This is a genomic window from Ruegeria sp. BC3 (assembly GCF_056539265.1).
This window is the reverse complement of record NZ_JBQFUP010000011.1, coordinates 44,691-67,106: the sequence shown is the minus strand read 5'-3', so window position 1 is coordinate 67,106 and position 22,416 is coordinate 44,691. Positions and strand designations below refer to the sequence as shown.

The 22,416-nt window shown below is 56.4% G+C and carries 18 protein-coding genes and 1 tRNA gene; 10 read left to right on the top strand and 9 right to left on the bottom strand.

The genetic code is table 11. From position 1 onward, the window contains the following. Positions 1–144 precede the first annotated feature (144 nt). Together ACR0MV_RS20520 and ACR0MV_RS20515 are read left to right on the top strand one after the other, a co-directional pair. On the top strand, positions 145–3,105 hold the full coding sequence (locus ACR0MV_RS20520) for a hypothetical protein (protein WP_480703528.1): 2,961 nt from the start codon (positions 145–147) through the stop codon (positions 3,103–3,105). 157 nt (positions 3,106–3,262) lie between these two features. After that, positions 3,263–4,054, top strand: a complete 792-nt coding sequence (locus ACR0MV_RS20515; RefSeq protein WP_480703527.1) for a DUF1194 domain-containing protein — start codon at positions 3,263–3,265, stop codon at positions 4,052–4,054. A 210-nt stretch (positions 4,055–4,264) separates the two neighbouring features. On the opposite strand, the gene ACR0MV_RS20510 is transcribed toward ACR0MV_RS20515, so the two are convergent. Further along, a tRNA-Gln gene (locus ACR0MV_RS20510) sits at positions 4,265–4,339 on the bottom strand. 307 nt (positions 4,340–4,646) lie between these two features. Between ACR0MV_RS20510 and ACR0MV_RS20505 the strand changes: the two genes are divergently transcribed. Next, positions 4,647–5,555: a haloalkane dehalogenase gene (locus tag ACR0MV_RS20505; RefSeq protein WP_480703526.1), complete on the top strand. Its 909-nt coding sequence runs from the start codon at positions 4,647–4,649 to the stop codon at positions 5,553–5,555. A gap of 9 nt (positions 5,556–5,564) precedes the next feature. Here ACR0MV_RS20505 and ACR0MV_RS20500 read toward each other — a convergent pair whose 3' ends face one another. Beyond that, on the bottom strand, positions 5,565–6,086 hold the full coding sequence (locus ACR0MV_RS20500; RefSeq protein ID WP_480703525.1) for an SH3 domain-containing protein: 522 nt from the start codon (positions 6,084–6,086) through the stop codon (positions 5,565–5,567). Between the two features lie 138 nt (positions 6,087–6,224). Between ACR0MV_RS20500 and ACR0MV_RS20495 the strand changes: the two genes are divergently transcribed. The 5 genes from ACR0MV_RS20495 to ACR0MV_RS20475 all read left to right on the top strand — a co-directional run bounded on the left by ACR0MV_RS20495 (position 6,225) and on the right by ACR0MV_RS20475 (position 14,494). After that, positions 6,225–7,211, top strand: a complete 987-nt coding sequence (locus ACR0MV_RS20495) for a 2-hydroxyacid dehydrogenase (RefSeq protein WP_170466864.1) — start codon at positions 6,225–6,227, stop codon at positions 7,209–7,211. A 66-nt stretch (positions 7,212–7,277) separates the two neighbouring features. Continuing rightward, positions 7,278–9,071: a gamma-glutamyltransferase gene (ggt, locus tag ACR0MV_RS20490; RefSeq protein ID WP_480703524.1), complete on the top strand. Its 1,794-nt coding sequence runs from the start codon at positions 7,278–7,280 to the stop codon at positions 9,069–9,071. A gap of 25 nt (positions 9,072–9,096) precedes the next feature. After that, positions 9,097–10,503: an FAD-binding oxidoreductase gene (locus ACR0MV_RS20485; protein ID WP_480703522.1), complete on the top strand. Its 1,407-nt coding sequence runs from the start codon at positions 9,097–9,099 to the stop codon at positions 10,501–10,503. A 99-nt stretch (positions 10,504–10,602) separates the two neighbouring features. Next, positions 10,603–11,850, top strand: coding sequence for a hypothetical protein (locus ACR0MV_RS20480; protein ID WP_480703521.1), 1,248 nt, complete (start codon positions 10,603–10,605; stop codon positions 11,848–11,850). A gap of 136 nt (positions 11,851–11,986) precedes the next feature. Beyond that, the gene (locus ACR0MV_RS20475; protein WP_480703520.1) at positions 11,987–14,494 is read left to right on the top strand and encodes a GcvT family protein; all 2,508 of its coding nucleotides are present in this window, start codon (positions 11,987–11,989) and stop codon (positions 14,492–14,494) included. Between the two features lie 38 nt (positions 14,495–14,532). On the opposite strand, the gene ACR0MV_RS20470 is transcribed toward ACR0MV_RS20475, so the two are convergent. From ACR0MV_RS20470 to ACR0MV_RS20460, 3 genes are all read right to left on the bottom strand, one after another. Continuing rightward, positions 14,533–14,868 carry a carboxymuconolactone decarboxylase family protein gene (locus ACR0MV_RS20470; protein ID WP_480703519.1) on the bottom strand — a complete coding sequence of 112 codons (336 nt, stop codon included), beginning with the start codon at positions 14,866–14,868 and terminating at the stop codon, positions 14,533–14,535. 68 nt (positions 14,869–14,936) lie between these two features. After that, complete coding sequence (locus ACR0MV_RS20465; protein ID WP_480703517.1) at positions 14,937–15,590, bottom strand: DUF938 domain-containing protein; 654 nt, start codon at positions 15,588–15,590, stop codon at positions 14,937–14,939. Continuing rightward, positions 15,587–16,654: an NAD(P)/FAD-dependent oxidoreductase gene (locus ACR0MV_RS20460; RefSeq protein ID WP_480703516.1), complete on the bottom strand. Its 1,068-nt coding sequence runs from the start codon at positions 16,652–16,654 to the stop codon at positions 15,587–15,589. Before ACR0MV_RS20460 ends, ACR0MV_RS20465 begins: the two co-directional genes overlap by 4 nt. Positions 16,655–16,831: 177 nt before the next feature. On the opposite strand from ACR0MV_RS20460, the gene ACR0MV_RS20455 reads away from it, so the two are divergent. Next, on the top strand, positions 16,832–17,230 hold the full coding sequence (locus ACR0MV_RS20455) for a hypothetical protein (RefSeq protein ID WP_437440829.1): 399 nt from the start codon (positions 16,832–16,834) through the stop codon (positions 17,228–17,230). A 3-nt stretch (positions 17,231–17,233) separates the two neighbouring features. Beyond that, positions 17,234–18,466, top strand: coding sequence for an HlyD family secretion protein (locus tag ACR0MV_RS20450; protein ID WP_480703515.1), 1,233 nt, complete (start codon positions 17,234–17,236; stop codon positions 18,464–18,466). Between the two features lie 209 nt (positions 18,467–18,675). On the opposite strand, the gene ACR0MV_RS20445 is transcribed toward ACR0MV_RS20450, so the two are convergent. The 4 genes from ACR0MV_RS20445 to ACR0MV_RS20430 form a co-directional block, all read right to left on the bottom strand. Continuing rightward, complete coding sequence (locus tag ACR0MV_RS20445; protein ID WP_480703514.1) at positions 18,676–19,344, bottom strand: hypothetical protein; 669 nt, start codon at positions 19,342–19,344, stop codon at positions 18,676–18,678. A 353-nt stretch (positions 19,345–19,697) separates the two neighbouring features. Then, a complete protein-coding gene (locus ACR0MV_RS20440; protein WP_480703530.1) occupies positions 19,698–20,678 on the bottom strand; it encodes a CobW family GTP-binding protein in 981 nt (326 codons plus the stop codon). A gap of 4 nt (positions 20,679–20,682) precedes the next feature. Then, the gene (gntH, locus tag ACR0MV_RS20435; RefSeq protein ID WP_480703513.1) at positions 20,683–22,155 is read right to left on the bottom strand and encodes a guanitoxin biosynthesis MBL fold metallo-hydrolase GntH; all 1,473 of its coding nucleotides are present in this window, start codon (positions 22,153–22,155) and stop codon (positions 20,683–20,685) included. A gap of 10 nt (positions 22,156–22,165) precedes the next feature. Then, the gene (locus ACR0MV_RS20430; protein WP_170423212.1) at positions 22,166–22,399 is read right to left on the bottom strand and encodes a hypothetical protein; all 234 of its coding nucleotides are present in this window, start codon (positions 22,397–22,399) and stop codon (positions 22,166–22,168) included. Positions 22,400–22,416: the final 17 nt, after the last annotated feature.

The following is a 22,416-nucleotide window of genomic DNA, read 5'->3' as shown; positions in this document are numbered from 1 at the left end:
TCATCTCCACTCCTTGGCGGTTACGATGAGCCAGAAACCCTCTCTTATCAAATAAACCTAAACTGTCCCATTGGCTCTGACGTCAGACACTACGCAGACTTAGGGGAAGAGCTAGAACCAACCGCCACAGGACTTGTCAGCTCATTGATTGCCAATGATGTCGCGGCCATCCTTATCCTCGACAACTGCCCTCCAGATGTTCATCGGCAGTTGCAGAAAAAGGTTACAAATTCTGGGACCAAACTGCGGCTGATTACCGTTGAATACGACATCTCTGACGACAAACCGGAAGAGACAGAAGTAGTCCACATCGAACCTTCAAGCGAAGAAACAGTATCCAAACTAGTCCGCCGCCGTTTCCCCGACCTCAATCGGGTCAACGCCGACAAGATTTCTGAATTTGCAGGTGGAAATGCGCGGGTAGCCCTCGCACTTGCGGCTCGTGTCGAGCCCGAAGAAACGCTGAGCAGCTTCTCGGACGAAGTATTGTTCAAGCGTCTTTTCAATCAGCGAAATGATGCGAACACAGACTTGTTGGAAAGCGCAGAACTGCTTTCTTTGGTCTATTCATTCAATGTTTCCGCTACTGAGTACAACGACGAACTTGCAACGCTGGCTCGTATTGGTGCGACCAACAAAAGAGATTTGAAGCAGGCGCAAGCCGAACTGCTACGCAGGCAACTTGCGCAAAAGCGCGGCAACTGGAGAGCTGTGCTGCCACATGCACTTGCGAACAAACTTGCCCGCAGAGTACTGGACGTACTTGAACCAGATGAAATCAACGAAGAGCTATTCAAACCCGAGAATATCAGATTGTTTAAGTCTTGCGCCCACCGCGTGGGGTATCTGCACGATTGTGAACCTGCACAGGAGCTTGCAAAAAGCTGGATTGCGGACGGAGCGCCCCTTCATGACTTGGCAAAATGCGATGAACAACAGCTGGCCTGCTTGGACTACATCGCACCAGTCTTTCCAGAAATAATTCTGTCTTCTTTGGAAGTTGCGTGTCGAGATGCGACCTTCGCCAGCCGAAGCAACCCGAGGTTCAGCACCTTTGTCCATCTACTCAGGCATCTCGCATATGATAGCGAGCTGTTTGACCGCGCAATGGAGCTCATGCTCAAGTTTGCGATGAGTGAAAAACAGGGCGAAAACCATTACAGCGTTGTTTCTCAAATCAAGCAGCTCTTTTCATTGTTGTTGTCAGGCACTCTTGCTTCGGCGAAACAGCGACAGCAAATTGTACGCCGGCTCTTCTTTTCCGCAAACCAGCGTGAGCGAGAAATCTCAGTTGAACTTTTTCATGCGGCTCTCAACGCAAACCATTGGACTTCAATTGGCCCCTTCGACTTCGGTGCGCGAAAAAGAGGGTTCGGTTGGCGGCCGTCAAACAAGGAAGAAGCGCTCGAGTGGTACGAGGGTTTCATCGCCATCTTGGAGCAAGGTCTCGCTTCAAATGATGACAACATAGTCGGCACCTCCAAATCTTTGTTGGCGGACCATTTCCGTGGCTTGTGGACTTGGGCTGGCTGCTTCGAGTCCTTGGAAAATCTGATACGACAGTATGGTTCCGGTGGAAGTTGGCCTGCGGTTTGGATGGCAATAAAGAGTGCGCAATACTACGATAAGGAACGTCTCAATGATGAGTATCTCGAAAAGTTAGCGGAACTGGAGGCGTATACCGCTCCGAGCGACCCCTACTCAGAAATTGAAGCCTACGCCCTTACCAACACGTGGGACCATATGGAGTTTCGGGAAGGCAAGCATTCTGAAAACGAGGAACAAATTCGAGACAAGGTTGCTGGCTTAGGCCGCTTGGCAGCGGTTGAACGAAGCTACATTGACCAGCTTGGCGACCGCCTTTGGGAAGACCACATTGATGCTCTGGTTTACTTCGGCATGGGCATCGCAGAAGGGAGTGAGAATAAGAAGGATACCTTTGAATTCTTGGTTTCAAATCTGCGTTCGTCGAGTGCTGAGAAGCATCGCACGACCTTGTTGTTTGGCTACTTGAGACAAGTGCACAACGAAGACCCATCATTGTTCCGTTTCCTTTTGGAATCGACGCTAGGGGAAGAGAAGCTCATCAACCATTTTGTCTACCTTCTGAGCGCTGCTGACATTGCGCCTTGGGGCACGGAAAAACTCATCGAGCTTGCTAAGCAAAAGGCCCTAGTGCCGTGGAGCTTTTCGCAAATCAGTGTTGGCCGTATCCACGAACCCATACCTGACGAGAAACTAGCGGAACTCCTGACTGCAATTCTGGAGATGGACGACGGGGTCTTTGTTGTGTTCGACATCTTGAATATGCGCTTTCATTTGGACAAAGACAGCGATTACTACCCAAGTGAAGTCGTGCTGGCGGTTGGCCGCGATGCCATCGAACGCTTTTGCGCAATGCATCGTGAAAGCATAGGAAACCGTCATCAGCACAACCTTGGTACAGTAGCAGAGTTTTGCTTAACGGCTGATGCTCCACAAGAACAGGTTGGTGAAATTGTACGCTTACTCTGTGACGGTGTTGAAACCTTCAGACTGTATAGTTTTGAGTTGGGGGAGCTAATTGCACCCTTGATATCGAATTTTTCGAGACTGCTTTTGGAGCGCGTTTATGACGGCAGCGAAAAGGAAGACAGGCTCGCGCACATGATATTCCGCGAACGTATATCCGGTCGTGGCGAGCCCGCACTAAATCGGGCTCCCGTAAGTGAGTTGATTGATTGGGCCAACTCAGAACAGGAAAAACTCGAGAAGCTATCCAAGGCTATAAGGACGTTTTCGACAGTTGAAGCGGGTAATAGCCCACTCGATCATCCTAAGATAGTCGCGGTGAGTGAACACGCAAAAGCCCTTCTTGATGTGGCGAGCGATAAAGAACCTGTGTTACAGATGATTTTCGAAGGAGCTTGGCCTAGTGGATGGTCTGGCTCTCTTGCCGATATTTTGGAGGCCCGTGCAACGGCCTTTGAAGAACTACTGTCGCATCCTTCAGATGTGGTCCGGGCTTCTGTGTCCGAAAAGCTTGAGGTGCTGAGGCAGGCGGTTCGTAGCAATCGAGAAAAGGAATCTGACGAGCACAATAAGCGCGAACAACGGTTCGAGTAAGTGATCCTCTCGCATATCCGCTGAAGTGACATTCGTATCCTCAACGATTGAACCAAGCCGTCGTGTTGTAGAGCTATTTGTCCACAAAAACTTTATCAACCACTTGAAGCTTGACTTAACAGCGCATCGCGCCATCCGTTAACTGATGCTACGAAACTTGCTCCTGACAATTGTCGCAATTGCCTCACTCTTGGCAACTCCTGTCGCGTCTGAGAAAATTGAAGTCGATCTGGAACTGGCCCTTCTTGTCGACGTTTCAAGGTCGATGACTGAGCGAGAACTCGAGATTCAGCGGCAGGGTTACGCCGCAGCCTTGATGTCGGATGAAGTCTTCGCCGCTGTTCAGTCGGGCCCTTTGCAACGGGTGGCTTTGACATACGTCGAGTGGGCGGGAACACAAGACGTTATTGTTGACTGGATGCTGTTAGAAACGCGCGCTGATCTGAATGAGTTTGCGGGTGTTCTGACCACGCGTTTCGATCCCGCCTTGCGCCGCACTTCAATCTCTGAGGCCCTGATCTTCGGGGCAAGGATGATCGAAGGGAACAAATTCGAAGGTCTGCGTAAAGTTATCGACGTATCTGGCGACGGGCCTAACAATCAGGGTCGCCCGGTTTTGCAAGCCCGTGAGGCAGTATTGTCGAAGTCGATCACCATAAATGGGTTACCGCTGATGACCCGTGAAGGTATGGGGAGTCAGTGGCACCTCGACGATCTTGATGTCTACTATCAGAACTGTGTGACGGGCGGACCTGGTTCATTCGTAATCCCGGTGCTTGACTGGCAAGGCTTTGCGGAGGCCGTACGACGAAAATTGGTTCTGGAAATTGGGTCAGCGCCAGCAATAGGAGAGGCTATGAAGGCCCAATACATCGCACCCTCAGACTATGATTGCCTGATTGGCGAGAAGATCTGGGAACGGAACCAACAAATCTGGAGCGAACCCTAGACGCGGCCTTTGCATCAACCACCCGAGGTTCGATACAAAAAGTCAGCAGCAATTTTCTGAGGAAAACTAGTGTTCTGCGTTTTTAGTAGAAATGCACAGATGGTGATAAATCTTCGACACAGTGTGAGTAGACAAACTTATTGACATCGATTTGCACGAACCGAGTGAAATTTGCTCGCTTATGGGTAATTCGCAATTAATTAGAAGCTTTGGCTGGGGTGGTAGGATTCGAACCTACGATACACGGTACCAAAAACCGCTGCCTTACCACTTGGCTACACCCCAACGGTGAGGCGCTGTCTACGATTGTTGTTCGGCGGGTTCAAGGCTTTTCCGACAAAAAATGAGCACCGTTCGAAAAAAAATCTAAGGGGAGCATTTGGTGGTGCTTAAGTGGCTTGTTTTTATGGGTTTGCTATCGGATCCTTCGGGCCAATGGACGCTTGGATCAAGGTGTTTGAAACCTCAATTCTGGGCGAGCCGACCTTGGTTGCTCCGTTTGAATTCTGCGCGAAACCTTTTCTTTTGAATGGGTTGGGTCAGTGTCAGGCGGCCATAGTGACCCATGACGGAAATCGCAGGGGAAAAGGCCATGAAGTTTCTAAGAACTCCGGATGATCGATTTCAGGGGCTTTCGGACTATCCGTTTGCTCCGAACTATACGCATGTTGACGACACAGAGGGCGGTCAGCTGCGGGTGCATCATGTGGATGAGGGGCCGCAGAACGCTGACCCAGTTCTGATGATGCATGGTGAGCCCAGCTGGTCCTACCTCTACCGTCACGTGATCGCGGGATTCGTCGCGCGTGGGCACCGAGCGATTGCACCCGATCTGATCGGCTTCGGGCGTTCAGACAAACCGACTGAGCGTAGCGATTACACTTATGAACGGCATGTGCGCTGGATGGGTGAGTGGTTGCGCAAGACCGATCTGCGCAGGATCACTCTGGTCTGTCAGGACTGGGGTGGGTTGATCGGATTGCGTTTGTGGGCTGAGATGCCGGATCGCTTTGCGCGTATTGTCGTGGCTAATACGGCGCTGCCAACGGGTGACCAACCCATGGGGGAAGCGTTCGAAAATTGGCGTAAGTTCAGCCAGGAGGTGCCCGTTTTCCCGGCCGGAGGTATCCTGAAGGGCGGAACTGTGTCACCGATGTCCGAAGACGTGATAGCTGCTTATGACGCGCCGTTCCCGGACGAAAGCTACAAGGCTGGGGCGCGACAGTTTCCTATGCTGGTTCCATCTTCGCCTGACGATCCATCCTCGGCGCCCAACCGCAAGGCGTGGGAGGTGATCCGAGGGCTGCAAACTCCTGTCCTGACAGCCTTTGGGGCAGATGACAAAGTCATGGCCGGAGTTGATAAGGTGTTTCAGAAATTGTGTCCGGGCGCTGCTGGCCAGCCGCATGTTGTTTTACCGAATGCTGGGCATTTTCTTCAGGAAGACGTCGGCCCACAATTGGTTGAGCACACCTGCGAATTTATCGCGCGCACATCCTGATCCGCGGGTCTATTCGCGGATCTCAGCAGGGTCTACGCCCCAAAGGTTGGTTTTCTGGGCCCAACCGCGGTACCCGCCTGCCGTAATCTGGCACCAGTCGATCGAGCAAGTGCCAAGGCGTGCGACAACACCGGACTCGAATTGGGCGCTGATTGGCGCGTTGGGGTCAGGGCTGGTGTGGACGGTCAGCAGCTCGGGTTCGACCAGCACGGTGCGCACCCCGGACAGCAGGGCGTAGTGCACCCATCCTCCGGCTCCGTCGCGATCTTGAACGCGTCGCCAGTTTCCGTATTCGGCTGTGATCTGCAGTGGCATGCCCCGGCGTTTGAACACCCAGTCGATTCGATGTGTCAGTGACGGACCCCGGCGTACGTTCCCCTCGGCTGCCTTCATCGAGACATAGCGGGGCAGCGGCAGGTTCGTCACCGGGCCACGACTGTCCTGCGCGCTGGCGGCTATAGCACCGAACACGGTCAGAAAAAGGGTGAATGCCGCCGGAACAAGGCGATTTACGGGTAGAAAACCACTCACTTACTGTCTGCTCTTGTGCCTGTTGTTCTTGGTGCGAAAAAAGGTCGACTCAATGCCCTTGGGGTTCTTGTGCCCCGCCTTATCCTGCGCCACGATGCCATGGCGTGCGAAGGTTTGCAAAGCAGTGGGAGGGCAGAGGTGCCAAGAGAACGTCTGAGTGTTGTCGTTACGCGACGGTTGCCCGAGGCGGTTGAAACCCGGTTGAGCGAGCTGTTCGATGTGCAGTTGCGCGACACCGATACCCCAATGACCCGCGAGGAACTGGTTGAGGCGGTTAAAACCGCTGATGTTCTCGTGCCGACAGTGACCGACACGATCGATGGGGGTTTGCTGGGTCAGGCGGGTGAAAAGCTGCGACTGATTGCCAACTATGGGGCGGGTGTCGACAATATCGATGTGTCGACCGCTCGTCAGAGGGGCATTCTGGTGTCCAACACGCCAGGCGTTCTGACCGATGACACGGCAGATATGACCATGGCGCTGATTCTGGCCGTGACCCGCCGCATTCCCGAGGGGCTGTCCGTAATGCAGAAGGGCGATTGGGCTGGATGGGCACCCAACGCGCTACTGGGCGGTCGGATCGGCGGGCGCCGTCTGGGTATTCTGGGTATGGGCCGCATCGGGCAAGCCGTTGCTCGGCGCGCCAGCGCGTTCGGCATGCAGGTTCACTATCACAACCGTCGCAGACTGCGCCCGGAAACGGAACAAGAGCTAGAGGCGACCTATTGGGAAAGCCTGGATCAGATGGTGGCGCGGATGGACGTGATCTCGATCCATTGCCCATCCACGCCGTCGACCTTCCATCTGATGAACGCAAGGCGTTTGAAACTGTTGAAGCCGACTGCCGTTGTTGTGAATACCTCTCGTGGTGAGGTGATCGACGAAAATGCGCTGACACGCCAGATACGTTCGGGCGAGATCGCCGGAGCAGGGCTGGATGTTTACGAGCACGGAACAGACGTGAACCCACGATTGCGCCAATTGCCGAATGTAGTGTTGCTGCCCCACATGGGGTCCGCCACGCTGGAAGGCCGCATCGAGATGGGCGAGAAAGTTATTATTAACATCAAGACATTCGAAGATGGTCACAGGCCGCCGGATCAGGTGGTTCCCGCAATGCTCTGACTGCGCGGTGCCCGTGCTTTGGCACAGGCGCAGGCAACTTGAATGCTAATATTTCAGGAGGAAACGATGAAACGAAGTCTGATTTCGGGAGTCTTTTTGTCGGCCATGGTTCTGGCCGCACCAACCTTTGCACAAGAAACAGCAGACGCCGTTGCGCCCGAGGGTGCATCACAAGGGCAGGTTCAGGGCCTGACCGAAGAGGTCGTCGCCGCACTGGAAGCCAAAATGGCCGGGCAGCCGGTCACGTCCGAAAACTGGATGGTTGCCGCTGCTAACCCTCTGGCTGTTGAAGCAGGTGCCAAGGTTCTGCGCGCCGGGGGATCGGCCGCAGATGCGATGGTCGCCGTTCAGGTCGTGCTTGGGCTGGTTGAGCCGCAGTCATCTGGTCTGGGCGGCGGTGCGTTTCTGGTCTGGTTTGATGCCGCTACGGGTAAATTGACCACGTTGGATGGGCGCGAGACCGCGCCGCTTGAGGCGAACCACAGGCTGTTTCACGACGAAAACGGCGAACCGCTGAAGTTCTTCGATGCGGTGGTTGGCGGTTTGTCCGTTGGCACTCCGGGTACGCCCGCCCTGATGGAAGAAGCGCATCGGCGTTGGGGGCGGAGCCCATGGCCTAGTCTGTTTGCCGACGGCATTGAACTGGCTGATGAGGGATTCCTTGTCTCACCGCGCCTCGCCAGCCTGGTTGAGAAAGATGCCGAGCGCTTGTCTCGCTTTCCTGAGACCGCGGCATACTTCTTGCCAGACGGCAAACCGTTGGAACAGGGTCAACGCCTGATGAACCCGGCATATGCCGAAACTCTTCGGGTTCTGGCCAGCGAAGGGTCGGCAGGGTTTTACGGCGGTGAGATCGCTGCGGGTATCGTAAGTACCGTTCGTAGTGCACCGGGTAATCCGGGCGTTCTGTCGGGTATTGATCTGGCGCTGTATCAGGTGATCGAGCGTGAACCCGTCTGCGCCACCTATCGCGCCTATGAGGTGTGTGGGATGGGCCCGCCTTCATCGGGCGCTCTGACCGTTGGCCAGATTTTGGGCATGCTGGACGGCTATGATCTTGCTGCAATGGGGCCTGAGGACGCGAATGCATGGCGCTTGATCGGCGATGCCTCGCGTTTGGCCTTTGCGGATCGCGGTCGCTATATGGCGGACCACGATTTCGTCCCAATGCCGACGCAGGGTCTCGTGGACCCGGCTTACCTGTCCGAGCGTGGCGCACTGCTAAGCGGCGACTCTGCCCTGATCGAGATTGCTCCGGGCAATCCCGAATTCGATCACGCGTCGAACTGGGCCGACGACGTCTCGATCGAGTTGCCCTCGACCTCGCATATCTCGATCGTGGACCAGTACGGCAATGTGCTGTCAATGACGACGACCATCGAAAACGGCTTTGGCTCGCGGCTGATGACCAACGGGTTTTTGCTGAACAACGAGTTGACGGACTTTTCGTTCAAGACTCACAGTAACGGCGTGCCGATTGCCAACCGCCTGGAACCGGGTAAGCGTCCACGCTCGTCCATGAGCCCGACAATCGTGATGCAGGACGGCGCGCCCGTTCTGGCCATCGGATCACCGGGCGGCAGCCGCATCATTGGCTACGTCGCCAAGTCGATCATCGCCTGGGCGGATTGGGACATGGACGTGCAACAGGCTTTGTCGCTGCCGCATCTGGTCAACCGTTTTGGGACCTATGACCTGGAACAAGGCACGGCGGCTGAGGGCTTCTCGGACACTCTGATCGGGCTTGGGTTCGAGGTCAATCCGCGGGATTTGACCTCTGGTCTGCATGCAATTGAAATTGGCGACGTGCTGGTTGGCGGTGCTGATCCGCGCCGCGAAGGGATTGCGCTGGGCGAATAGGCCAGCGTCCAAAAGGGAGAAAAACATGGTGCAGGCCGTCGCTTTGCCGCGAAACGAAGATGGGATTGCGGCGGCTGTCGGCATCCTCAAACAACAATTCGGTGACCGGCTGCAGACCGGGCAGGCCATCCGGGAACAGCACGGCCACACCACCACCTGGATCGAAAACCAATCCCCTGATGCGGTGGTCTTTCCGACTTCGACAGACGAAGTGTCCGAAATCGTGAAAACCTGCGCGGCGCATAAAGTACCGGTGATTGCCTTCGGCACAGGTACGTCGCTTGAGGGGCACGTGAACGCTCCTGCAGGCGGTATCTCGGTCGACTTGTCCCAGATGAACAAGGTACTGGCCGTGAACCCGGGTGATCTGGACTGTGTCGTACAACCGGGCGTGACGCGCGAAGACCTGAATACGCATCTGCGCGATCAGGGTTTGTTTTTCCCGATTGATCCCGGCGCGAATGCCTCATTGGGGGGGATGGCGGCGACACGGGCGTCTGGCACAAATGCAGTCCGCTACGGCACGATGAAGGACAATATCCTTAGCCTTGAGGCCGTGATGCCCGACGGACAGATCATCCGAACCGGACAGCGGGCCAAGAAATCCTCGGCCGGGTATGACCTGACCCGTTTGCTGATCGGGGCCGAAGGGACGTTGGGCATTATCACTGAGCTCACCCTGCGCCTTCAGGGTATACCCGAGGCGATCACCTCGGCCCGCTGTTCCTTTCCCACGGTGGATGCGGCCTGTCAGGCGGTTATGATGACGATCCAGTATGGCGTCCCGGTGGCTCGGATCGAGCTGCTGGACGAGATGTCGGTCAAAGCCGCCAACGCCTATTCCGGGCTAAGCCTGCCGGAAACGCCGCTGCTGCTGCTCGAGTTTCATGGGTCCGAGAGTGGCGCGGTCGAGCAGGCCGAAACCTTTGGACAGATCGCCGAAGAGTTCGGCGGCAGCGATTTCGCCGCGACCTCAACAACCGAAGAACGCAACAAGCTTTGGCAAGCGCGTCACGATATGTACTGGGCATGCCTGCAGCTGCGGCCGGGTGCGCGTGGGATTTCGACGGATGTTTGTGTCCCGATCTCTCGTCTGGCGGAGTGCGTGACGGCAACGCAAGACAAGGCCCGTGAGCTCGGGCTGATGGCGCCGATGGTCGGTCATGTCGGGGACGGCAACTTCCACAGCCTGCTTCTGATCGACATGGAAAACGCCGACGAGGTCGCCAAAGCCGACGCGTTTGTCGGATGGTTGAACGATCTTGCGATCTCGATGGAAGGGACCTGCACAGGCGAACACGGAATCGGGCAAGGTAAGCGGCCTTACTTGTCCAAGGAACTTGGGTCGGCGGTCACTTACATGGCGGCTATCAAAAGGGCGTTGGACCCGGAGAACATCATGAACCCAGGAAAGATTCTACCGAATGCCTAGTCTCGCTGTATTCTCGGGAATTCCGTCTCAAAGCCACAACTGCGCCCAATTCCACCGGTATCACTCGCACAAAATGCATTGATTGATTTCGGGGTCAAAATGGACGCACTCAGGTTCATTGGTTTTGTCTTGATTGTGGGGCTGGTTATCGCTGGCCTCGACTACTATCAGCAGGACAAGAAAACGGACGAAACGCTGTCGCTGAATGCGTATTTTGATACTGTCTCGGCGCGTTTCGATCGGGGGCAAAAGGAACGCGAGATCAAGAATGTTGCGAGAGAACGGCAGGAAAAATGGGATGCAGGGGCCAAATCCTATCTGCCTGAGCCTCCCACCGATTGGGTGCGTCACGCACTGACCGAGACCGACAACGCCGCCGTGTCGAAGGTTCTTTCCACTTTTGGGCCTACGCCTCTTGTTAGCTCGATCAGCGACCCGGCCGAGCTGGCGCAACTCAATAGAGCGGGAAAAGAAGGTGTTCTGCGAAAGCTGGACGATACGGGCACCGTTTACGCAAAAGATGATGAACTTGTCTGGCTGGACATCGCGCTCAAGCCGAAGGCCGCAAGAAACACGCTTGCGGGGCTCGCGCTGAGTGCACAGGATGCGTTTCTGAACGGAATGCAGGTCCAACAAGGCTTTGCCGTGATTGACGGTGTGGCCTTCATGGAGACAGTGGGACATCTGCTGGATGGCGGCGACAAACCCGAATTTCGTGCGTTCACGGGCCGCATCGGCTTTGACCAAGAGGTGGTCATCCGCCTGCACACCAACGCCAACGATGCTACCATTCGCGAGGTGCTCGGACTGGTAGATTATGCTGGTTTGAACCAGCTTTTGCCGCATCCGGCTTTGGTGGTTGCCAACGGGATCGAAGTCCCGCTGGCCCAGCAGCCGGACATCGCAGATCAAATGCACAACCTTTATGAAACGATGCAGGCCGCCCAGCTGAAATTGGGGCAGGAAAAGTTGAAAAATCTGGATGCCGTTTCTGTTTTGGCAAATACGCTGACCAGTTCAGGGTTCAATTCCGAAGGCGTTCTGGACATCACCAACGGTGAGGTGTTCGAAAACCAGGAGCTGTCGCAACTGGCCTACATGCGCACTCAGAACCTGCTGCTGACATCTGCATTGAACGAAAAGGCCCCCCAATTGGTAAGCGCGGGCGGCATCGGTGGCTTCCTGAAGGGGTTGATCGGCAAAGCGTCGCAAGTCGCGGCCAGCGCCGAGGCGGCCGCGTCGCGACCCGCAGCGCCACGCGAAGTCAAAGTCTCCAAGGGCGGGTTGGGTGCTTCATCATGTGCCTCTTTGGGTAGCAGCAAACGATGTTCGGTCGGAGGCAACTAAGACCATTCACACCAAAAACGACGATCCGCGCCATGGGCGGGTCGTTTTTTTTATATCACTGGTCGGATGAATGTCGCGCCGATCCCCTGAAATGCGCCATATGGTGTCAACTGAATTCAAGGGGAGACGCCCGGTTATGAAAACCCAAGTCAAAGCACTGGTCGTCGGCGGTGGTGCCGTCGGTACTTCGATTGCATATCACCTCGCCAAGGCTGGCTGGGACGATGTGATGCTGATCGAGCGGGACGAGTTGACCTCGGGGTCAACCTGGCATGCTGCCGGTCTTTTGCCCCTGTTCAACATGTCCTACGCGACAACGCATATCCACAAGTACTCGGTCGACTTCTACAAGACCCTTGAAGAGGAAACCGGCCTCAACGCTGGATTTGCTGTGGTTGGCAACCTGCGGATGGCGCAGACGCAGGAGCGTATGGACGAATACATGCTCTACGCCTCGACAGCCGAGACATGTGACGTCGCTTATGAGTGGCTGACGCCCGAGCAGATCAAGGAGCGCTGGCCGCTGATCGAAACCTCGGACCTGAAGGGTGCGATCTACCACACCGAAGACGGCTATATTAACCCGGCCGACGTGACACAGGCGATGGCCAAAGGGGCGCGCCAGCGCGGTGTAGACATTGTCCGCAAATTGCAGGCCGATGCTTTCCACTGGACCGGCACCCATTGGGAGGTCACCTGCACCAAGATGGTCGAAAAGGGCGGCAACCTTGTCGAGAGCGATGAGCAGGTGGTGATCACTGCCGAGCATGTCGTGACCGCATCGGGCAACCACGCACAGCGCACCGCCAAGATGCTGGGCATCAAGATGCCTGCCATCCCGGTTGAGCACACCTTTATCGTCATGGACAAAGACCCCGAGCTGGTCAAATGGCGTGAAGCGGGCAATCCCGAACACCCCGTTGTGCGCGACGCGGACAACGAATCCTATGCGCGCGAAGAACGTGGCGGCTGGATTCTGGGTATCTATGAACACGGCGCCCCGGCGCGTTTTGAACACGGCGTGCCGGACAGCTTCCGTGCAGACCTGTTCCCGTTGGATCTGGACCGGATCGCGGACCAGTACATGGCGATGGCCGAACGCGTTCCGTCTTGCGCCGAATCCGGTCTGAAAGACGATTTCAACGGCCCAATCTGCTATACGCCTGACGGCAACCCGCTGGTTGGCCCAGCTCCGGGTCTGCGTAACATGTGGCTGGCCGAGGGCTTCTCGTTCGGGATCACCGCCGCGGGCGGCACCGGCTACTATCTGGCTCAGATGATGGTCGATGGCGAAGCCGAGATCGACATGGCTTCGCTGGACCCCAAGCGCTACAGCAGCAACTGGATGACCACCGAGTTCGCGGCGCGCAAGAACGAAGAGTGCTATGAGCACGTCTACATCCTGCACCACCCGGATGAAGAGCGTGAAGCCTGCCGTCCACTGCGTACTGTTCCGGCTTATGGCCGGCAGAAAGCCCGTGGCGCTCAGTTCGGCTGGGTCAACGGCTGGGAACGTCCGAACTACTTCGGCCCGCTGGATGCGCCGGACAGCTTTGACAAGGAAAGCCGCAGCTTCCGCCGCGGTGGCTGGTGGCAATATGCCGTTGAGGAAGCCAAAGCGATCCGCGAAGGCGTTGGCCTGATCGACGCATCGGCCTTCACCAAGCATGTCGTCAAAGGCCCCGGTGCGACCCAGTTCCTGGATTGGTTCACCTGCAACAAGTTGCCTAAGGTCGGTCGTATCAACCTGACCTACGCGCTGACTTCGCACGGCACCACGCGCACGGAATACACCATCGTCCGCAATGGCGAGAACAACTACTACATCGTTTCCGCCGGTGCCTGGACCGAGTACGACGCCGACTACCTGCGTAAGGCGGCCGAGGACAAGATGGAGGAGTTCGGTTACATCGAGATCCAGGACGTGACCACTCAGTGGGGCGTCTTCGCCATCGCCGGACCCAAGTCGCGTGACGTCCTGAAAGAGGTCATCAAGGACGCCGATCCGGAAACCGCTCTGTCCAACAAGCGCTTCCCATGGCTGTCGGCCCGCCAGATCGAGTTGGGCATGTGCCCGGTCAACGCGATCCGTGTGGCCTATACCGGTGAACTGGGCTGGGAACTGCACCACCCCGTAGAGATGCAGAATTACCTGTTCGACCTGCTGGAAAAAGCCGGTGAAAAGCACGGTATGAAGCTGGTCGGTGCGCGTGCACAGAACTGGCTGCGTCAGGAGAAATCCTATCGCGCTTTCGGTACCGAGCTGGGCCGCGACGCGACACCGCTGGAAGCCGACCTGCCGCGCTTTGTCGATCTGTCCAAAGATTTCCACGGTAAGGCCAAGCTGGAAGAGACAGGCGTGCGGGTGAAATGCTGTACATTGCTGATCGACGGGCCGGACGATGCTGATCCGTGGGGTCGCGAGGCGCTGTACACGCCGGAAGGTGAGCGCGTGGGTCGTCTGACCTCGGGCGGCTACTCGGTCGCGTTCGAGAAATCCATCGGCATGGGCTATGTGAAACCCGAGCTGGCTGTCGAAGGCACCAAGCTGAAGGTCAAAATGCAGGACAAGCTGTGGGATGCGGTCGTCACCTGCGACAGCCCCTACGATCCCAAGAACGAAACCATCCGCAAGGACGGTTGATCAAACAAAGGCCCCGGACATCTCCGGGGCCTTTCTTGTTATGCGGACAATTCGTCAAAACATTCCAAGGCTTTGGCTGCGTACATCATCGACGGACCGCCGCCCATCTGAATGGCCATGGCCAGAACATCCGACACTTCCTCGCGGCTTGCGCCAGCTTTGATCAGTGCTTCGGTGTGAAGCGTAATGCAGGGTTCGCAACGGGCTGCGATGGACATGCCCAAAGCGATCAATTCCTTTGTTTTGTAGTCCAGCGTGCCACCTTCCTTGACCGACTTTCCAAGTGCCCCAAAGGCACGGGCGGTGTCGGGGATGGCCGCGTTTAAATTGCGCAGGTTCTTACGCGTATCCGAGAGTTTGTCTTGCCAGGTCATTTTTGGGGTTCCTTCACACATATCGCATTCGGAATATGTGGTAGGCCATCGACCGGCTTTGATTTCGATCAGGTTGCTGGTTTTTCCCCGACAAAGGCGAGGTTGTTGGCTGGCATCTCAATCACTTCGACCAGGGTCAGCTGGCTACGTGCATACAGATCCAGAATATCGGCATCGTTTTTGTAGCCGATTTCGGGGTCTTGTTGCGTCAATGCGGTGTGAAAGCTCTGATCTCCGGTGCTGGTGAGTTCGCCACCACGCATGAACGGCCCGTACAGCACAAGGCGGCCACCCGGGTTCAGGGACAAAGCGGCCTCGGTGACCAGAGTTTCAACCTCGGGCCAGCTGATCAGGTGCAGAAGATTGATCAAAACGATCAGGTCTTTGGCCCCGTGGTCCGCGTGCCACCCAGATTGGATGGCGTTCAGCTCGGCCGCCGGGGCAATGTTCCCGATGCCATCTGCATAAGCATCGATTGACGCGCGGCGGTCCGGGTCGATCTCACTGGGTTGCCAGTTCAGACCGGGCAGACGCTGCGCAAAGGCGGCGACATGCTGACCCGTACCACTGGCCAGTTCCAGAGCGCGGCCCCTATGCGGCGCGACACGACCCAACAGATCGCAAAGCGCATCCGCGTTTCGGCTGGCCGCCGGGGCAACCAGTTTCTGTCCCTCAGTTGCTGAGGCAACACTTGCATTCGGAGGAAGCTTACGAGTGGTCATGCGCACAACCTTTCCGGTTTCAGGGCCGCAATACTAGGCGCGTCCAAATCCGATTGAGACCCGGACACAAGGTCCGCCACCAATTGCGACGCAGCGGGCGCCGTTTGGAACCCATAGCCGCCTTGGGCCGCGGACCAGATGAAACTGGGATCGGCGGGATCGGGCCCCAGGACCAGGGTGCCGTCCGGTGCAAAACTGCGCAGCCCGGCCCAGTTTGTTTCGACCCGCGTGACAGGCTGGGTCACCATCGCTTCGTACCGGGCCAGCCCCTCGGCCAGAACCATATCATCGGCATAGGCGTCGTGTGGGAAACTGGGATCCGCTTCGCAGGGCGAAACCAAAAGTTTCCCGGCATCCGGTTTTGCATACCAGCTTTCGCCCGCGCCCAAAATCAGGGGCCATCCCGTGAGGTCATGCCCGGCAGGCGCAGGAATACGCGCCATTGACCGGCGGCGTGGCTCGATGCCGATGGGGGTTATCCCCGCCATTGTCGCAACCTCATCCACCCAGGCCCCTGCGGCATTCACCAGATTGCGGGCTTCATAACTGTCTCCGGCCTGTACGATCCAGTGCCCCGATTTTTCAATGGAGGTAACCTTTTGCCGGGTTAAAACCGTACCGCCATTTCCCCGGATCACACGGGCAAAATCCTGCAGCATTCGGTCCGTATCAATGTCGAAGGCTGCAGTGCTTGCGGCCGCAAACCCGACCGTCTGCAGGTTCAGGATCGGAACTCTTGCCGCCGCATCCTCAAGCGGAATTTCCTGCAGCCGAAGGTCTTTCTGATCCTGCAGAAACACCTCGCGTTGGTCCTTGCTGCCAATCAACATCAAACCACGCGGGGAGAGGTACCCGTTCGAAACCAAATAGGCTTCGCTTGCGGCGTTCAGCGTCTTGACGGAAGGCGGGCCATAACCCTTTTCGAACAACGCCGCGGACCGGCCTGAGGTGTGGTAGCCCAGTGCCTCTTCGGCCTCGAGAACGACAACGTGGCCATGTTCGGACAACCGCGCACCTGCGCTTAACCCCGCGATGCCACCGCCTATGACAAGGAAATCTATCACTCTTTTCTGCGCCTCGAGGTTGCCGTAACAGCAGTCGTTTTCTGATGTGCCGTCATTCACAAATGGACCATCGCACGCGGTACACCGTTGGGAAAGAGGTGTAATTTCCGTAATGTAAACTTGATCCTGCGCACCCGGCCTGCTTTTAGTGCGGCCAAATCGGAATCGGAGACACACGTGACACCGGCAGAGTTACACCCAATGGCCACGGGGCATATCCCCTCATACGTCACGCAGGCAGACGGCAGTGACTTTTTGCTGACATTCATGTTCGTGTTCACAGTTCTGGTGATCGTGCTGATTGGCGTCGGGTATTTCACCCTGCATTCGATCCCCGAAAAGATCGCACATGAATCCAACCATCCCCAGTTTCAGCTTGTCGGGATCCTGGCGCTTTTGGCGCTGTTTACCCATAACGGCCTGTTTTGGGTTGCCGCCATTCTGGTGGCCGGGTTCCAGTTCCCAGATGTAGCAGCCCCGCTGCGTGCCATTGCCGACGCGATCCGGTCATTGGGTAAACAAGGCAACGAAGCGCCTGCGCCTCAACCGCAAGCCACCGCGCAGCAGGAGCACTAAGGCATGCTGGAAACACTGATGTGCGCACTGGTCACAGTGCTGCCCGATTACCTGTTCCGGCGCTATGTTCAGGGCAAACGGATCGGCCACGAGATCACTCTGTTCACCATGTGGTATGAGTTGCGCTGGGGCCTGACCACCTGCGCCATTCTTGCGCTGACCGTCATCACCACGCTGTTCTACTTCCATCCGGCCAGTAAAACGGCGGCATCGTATTTTCGAACCGTGACAATCCTGCCGCAACTGGGCGGTCGTGTCTCTGAGGTCTACGTGACCAACAACCAGCAGGTCGTTGCGGGTCAGCCGATTTTCAGGATCGAAGACTTCACTCAGACCGCGCAGGTCGAAGCCGCGCATGCACAGATTGCACAGGTTCAAGCCTCGCTGAAGGTCGCAGAAACCGATCTGGCCGAGGCCGAGGCTGGCATTGCCGGCGCGCGCGCCGCACTGGACCAGTCGCTTGAAGATCTGGAACGGAATACGACCCTGCGCGACGAGGGGTCCAGCGCAGTGCGTTTGGCCGAGATTGACCGGCTGGAAAACCTTGTGGCCGAGCGAGAGGCGCAACTGACCGCCGCACAGTCTCGTCGCGCCGCCGTCATACAACAGATAGAAGAGCTGATCCCGGCGCAACTGGCCAGCGCGAACGCGCAGTTGGATGCCGCCCTGACCGAGCTGGACAAAACCGTTGTCAGTGCCGGGGTGACCGGGCGGGTTGAGCAGTTTGGCCTGCAGGTGGGTGACTACGTCAGCCCGCTGTTGCGGCCTGCGGGCATTCTGGTTCCGTCAAGTTCGGGCCATAACAGGTTCGAGGCTGCGTTCAATCAAATGGCGGCCCAGGTCGTCAAACCCGGCATGATCGGAGAGCTGGGCTGTATGACCAAACCTTTCACCGTCATCCCGATGGTGGTGGTCGAGGTACAGGATGTGATCCCCTCGGGCCAAATCCGTCCGACAGATGAACTGCGCGACGTTCAGAACAATACCAACCCGGGCTCGATCCTTGTTTACATGGAGCCTCTGTACAAAGGCATGGCTGATGACATCCCACCGGGCAGCAACTGCCTGGCAAATGTCTATACCGACAATCATGAACGGCTTGAACATGAAGACCTTGGCTTCTGGCACGCAGCCGCGCTGCATGTGATCGACACAATCGGTGTGGTCCACGCCGCAGGCCTGCGCCTGCGTCTGATCCTGATGCCGGTGAACACGTTGGTTTTGACGGGGCATTGATGTCGAAAGGTTCATCTCGTGGTGTCTGACCGGATGAACCAGTGCTTCAAAGGGCTGTAGTTAGCCCAAAGCGGACCTTTAGAACCGAGTTTGCAATGTCCGATATGCGAACAAGTCCGGTCATTCGCATTCACCGATGCAACACCCGGAAGTGGCCCGGCCGAGAATTTTCGGCCAAGCGTCCCTTCGAACAAACGTAAAGCTGTTTCTTAGTTGGGTTTTGAGACAATTACGCTGGTTTCTGGGTTCAGATCATCGTTCGGATCCGTCAAAATGCCAGCTGGAAAGGAAACCGAGATAGGGCGGTCCTTTGTATCAAGGCAGAGCATGTGGTTATTGTCCCCGTCACCCAGATCGGCAAGCGCGGCGGGCGTAACCGTGCGTTGAGATCCATCTTCGGCCTCTACGATGATCCTGTACAGATCGCGTTCCGCATCGCCAGGTTCCTTGCCGTTCGCCAGCGTAACGCCACCCGCCCATGTTACTCGAATAGCCTGTACGATGTTGTCATTTTGACAAAGGCTTCCTCTGGTTCGGCGTGGCCCCAAGTTTCCGACCAAAGTCCAATCTTCAACAACCTCGGCCAGGATCAATGAAGGCCCGTCTTCCAGCGCAGTCACGGCGACTGAGGCACCTCGAAAATCAAGCGTTCCATCGATGGAATGAAGGTGTCCAATGACCTCGACTGCAACCGGAGGATCCTCGGAAACACTCCCAAAATCCCCGATGAGAAGCACCGTGCGCAATTCACCAGGATCGGTAGCAGGCAACACCGACGCGCAATGCATTGTGCCGATCTGGCCTGACTTTGTTACGACTCTGAAGTCACCGGCCTGCAAGGTTTCCAGATCTACCTCGGTCGAAAAGATGACGGGCATCCCGTCTTTGCCCCTGGAACCTCTGCAAATGAGATTTGCTACTCGAGGCAACGCCTCGAGCCCGTGGAAAGCAGACAGCAACTCGGCATCTTGTCCTCCAGCTGAACTCGGCAACCCGAGGTTCGGGGTTGTATCTTCAAGTTCTCGACTTGAGACGTCCTGCGCGCCCGCAGCCGTTCCCGACAAGACAAACGCAGCGGCAGGTGCGAGCAATCTGATCGCTTGGCTCCACTTCCTAAACTGCTTCAGCAATTAGGTTTTCTCCACATTTGGCCCTCAGCGCTGTGGGCTTTCGAGCTGTTACGTGTTGGAGTTTTACAAACACACGCAAACAAGTTTGGTCGAACTTGCCGTTATGCGGTTGCCAACAACGCATCGGAAAGCTCGTATTCCGAAAGTGCCCCAGGTGCACCTATTGCAACAAGCCTTGTTTCGGGTTTTCGGTGGCCCCATGCGCCATCCCTTGCGATGTCCATGCGCTTTCCGACCACCTGTACAAGAATGCGATGATCCGGATCCTCCTCGCTAAAAACAAAGCCCTTGAGGCGATAAACGTCGCCCGGAAGCTTGCGAATTGCACTCCGAAGAGAAGACAAGCTTATCGGGCGTTCAGCTTTCATCATAGTTGTTGAGAAGCTGTCCGAGTGATCAGAGTGGTGGCAACCACAATCCGGTCCATGTTCGTGATGATCGGGTATCTCTGTTTCGAGCTGTTCGGCGGCAAAACGACCAACGGAAAGAAGAATATCCAGTGGGACATCTGCGTTGACGGCTTCGACCAGACGATATCGACGGAAGCGAGACCCGAGCCAATCGTGCACCCTTTGAACAGCCGCCCTGTCGACGAGGTCGACCTTGTTCAAAATAACCATATCCGAGAACGCGATTTGACGGAGCTTCAGTTCCATTTGCTCCGGCGCAGAAAATAGCTGTTCCGCATCGACCAGGCACATGAGGCTGTCCAAGCGGATTATGTCCCGAAACTTTTGATCGGTGAATGTCATTGCAATTGATGACGGGTCCGACACTCCACTGGCTTCAAGGACGATGTATTCCGGTTTCTCAGGCCGGGCGAGAACGGCCTCTACCGTTTCGATCAGGTCATCTCGGATCGAGCAGCACACGCAGCCATTTGCCAAACTCATCACATTATCTTCGAGACCGACGACCAAGTCGGCGTCAACGTTTATTGATCCAAAATCATTCACCAGAACCGCAACCCGCAACCCGTGATTGCCGGTCAGGATGCGGTTCAAAAGCGTTGTCTTACCGGCTCCAAGAAAGCCGGTAAGGATCGTTACGGGGATTGCAGATGACGACCCAAATTCGATCATGTCATCACTCCGCCTTCTTCTTGCGGTTCGGGATGACATCATCGACCTTGATAACGAAATCACTGGGCCACTCTGGATCGGGAGCCCGGAATACGTCAGCTGGATAGTATTCCTTGGGGTCAATCTCCATGTCGCGGTATTTCTGGTCCTGCTGTTCGGCGCGTGATGACCGCGGTGCTGGCGGCTTGATTTCATCCGGCAACGTGATCTTGCCTTCTGCTTCCATCTTGCCCAATTCGCGGAATGGCGCGACCGAACCAGATTTTCCGGGAAGTGTCGCCTTCCGATACCAGATTGCATCTTTGGTGACGTTGACGACGGCGACGTCCAAACCCCAAGCGAACAGCCCATCATAGTGGGCACGGATTCCCGCCAGCATTTCGGCATCGATGTCCTCGTCTTGCGTATAGTGGGTTACCATCGCAAGCCGGGGGCGCGCCTCAGCCATCATCTTACCGACCGCATAGTGCGATGTATGATGCGTATCTATCGTGTAGTTGAACAGTTCTTGCGGCAGACCGTATTTGTAGGTCATCAACTGACCGATATCCTGTCCGGACATTTCGGTCACAAACACATCGACGCCATTTCCGTATTCAAGACTCAGTTCATCAGGGCGGCCGTCGCCGGTCCAAACAAAGCTCAGCCCGTTCCAATCCAGCCGATATCCGACTGCGCCGTCCTTGGCATGGCTGCGCGGCCAGGACCGAACAGTCACACCGTCTTGGTCGTAAACGATGCCGCCTTCTTGTCGGAAATCGAACTCGTTGACCTCGATCTCATAGCCGTCCCCGATCGGGAATACATCGAAGGCCTCAAGATGCCATTTCAGCATCTGCTGCATGCCCTTGACCATTCCGGCTGTACCAAGCTCTGGTGTCCGACCAGAAGGGCCGTGAATGCGCAGCGGCGTATATCCACCAGACCAAGCCCGGAACGGGTAGATGTAAGGGATGTCTGCATAGTGATCGACATGCAGATGCGTGATGAAGATGTCGTTGATCAACTGCCCCGGAACCTGCATCCCGATAATGTTGCGGACGCAGCCCGAGCCGAAGTCGAAGAAGAACCTCTTTCCATTACCCAATTCGACCATGATGCAAGTCCCAGCCTGATCTTCGCGGGGCGGAAATGGCGTCGAGCCACAGAACGATATCCGCATTTCGTCGGGCCCGAGGTCTTCGGAAAGCGGGAAATAGTTCGCGTTCGAACCTGTCATGTATTTGGTAGGACGGAAGTACTCCGGCAGAGTGATGCCCCCGGCGGGCCTGCCGCCGTACGGGTTCTTTAGGCTTTCGCCCAGTGGTCCACCACCGGGGTGTGCCTGTGCAGTTCCTGTACCGTAGCTAACGGCACCGGTCGCGACCGCACCTGCTGCCAGCCCCTGCATAACGTGTCGCCGGGAAGGGTTTTCGATGTCGTCAGATTTCTGGATCTGTTCGTTCTTAAGTTCTTTGCCGTTGTCTTCTTTTGTCATGGCTGTGCCCTTAGTTGGAAATGCTACGAAGGTTGCGCTTCACCATCCGGCGAAGCTCGTTCACGAGTTCGGATCTGATGTGGGCCCATTCCGCGCGCTCTGTGGCTGTGATCGATGTGTCATCCAACAGCGCAGTAACTTTCTTTAGGTCTTCGATTGCCTCGCTGAGCAACGCATCCGTTTCGGTACGCCCTAAAAACGCATTGGAAAGCTCTGGAAGCTCATCACTCAGTTCCCAAGTCACTGGATAATCCTCGGTTC

Coding starts and splice junctions, on each gene's coding strand:
- ACR0MV_RS20470 (WP_480703519.1), bottom strand. CDS start 14,868: ATGACCTGGCAAGACAAACTCTCGGATACGCGTAAGAACCTGCGCAAT.
- ACR0MV_RS20475 (WP_480703520.1), top strand. CDS start 11,987: ATGAAAACCCAAGTCAAAGCACTGGTCGTCGGCGGTGGTGCCGTCGGT.
- ACR0MV_RS20450 (WP_480703515.1), top strand. CDS start 17,234: ATGCTGGAAACACTGATGTGCGCACTGGTCACAGTGCTGCCCGATTAC.
- ACR0MV_RS20485 (WP_480703522.1), top strand. CDS start 9,097: ATGGTGCAGGCCGTCGCTTTGCCGCGAAACGAAGATGGGATTGCGGCG.
- gntH (WP_480703513.1), bottom strand. CDS start 22,155: ATGACAAAAGAAGACAACGGCAAAGAACTTAAGAACGAACAGATCCAG.
- ACR0MV_RS20465 (WP_480703517.1), bottom strand. CDS start 15,590: ATGACCACTCGTAAGCTTCCTCCGAATGCAAGTGTTGCCTCAGCAACT.
- ggt (WP_480703524.1), top strand. CDS start 7,278: ATGAAACGAAGTCTGATTTCGGGAGTCTTTTTGTCGGCCATGGTTCTG.
- ACR0MV_RS20505 (WP_480703526.1), top strand. CDS start 4,647: ATGAAGTTTCTAAGAACTCCGGATGATCGATTTCAGGGGCTTTCGGAC.
- ACR0MV_RS20480 (WP_480703521.1), top strand. CDS start 10,603: ATGGACGCACTCAGGTTCATTGGTTTTGTCTTGATTGTGGGGCTGGTT.
- ACR0MV_RS20445 (WP_480703514.1), bottom strand. CDS start 19,344: ATGCCCGTCATCTTTTCGACCGAGGTAGATCTGGAAACCTTGCAGGCC.
- ACR0MV_RS20440 (WP_480703530.1), bottom strand. CDS start 20,678: ATGATCGAATTTGGGTCGTCATCTGCAATCCCCGTAACGATCCTTACC.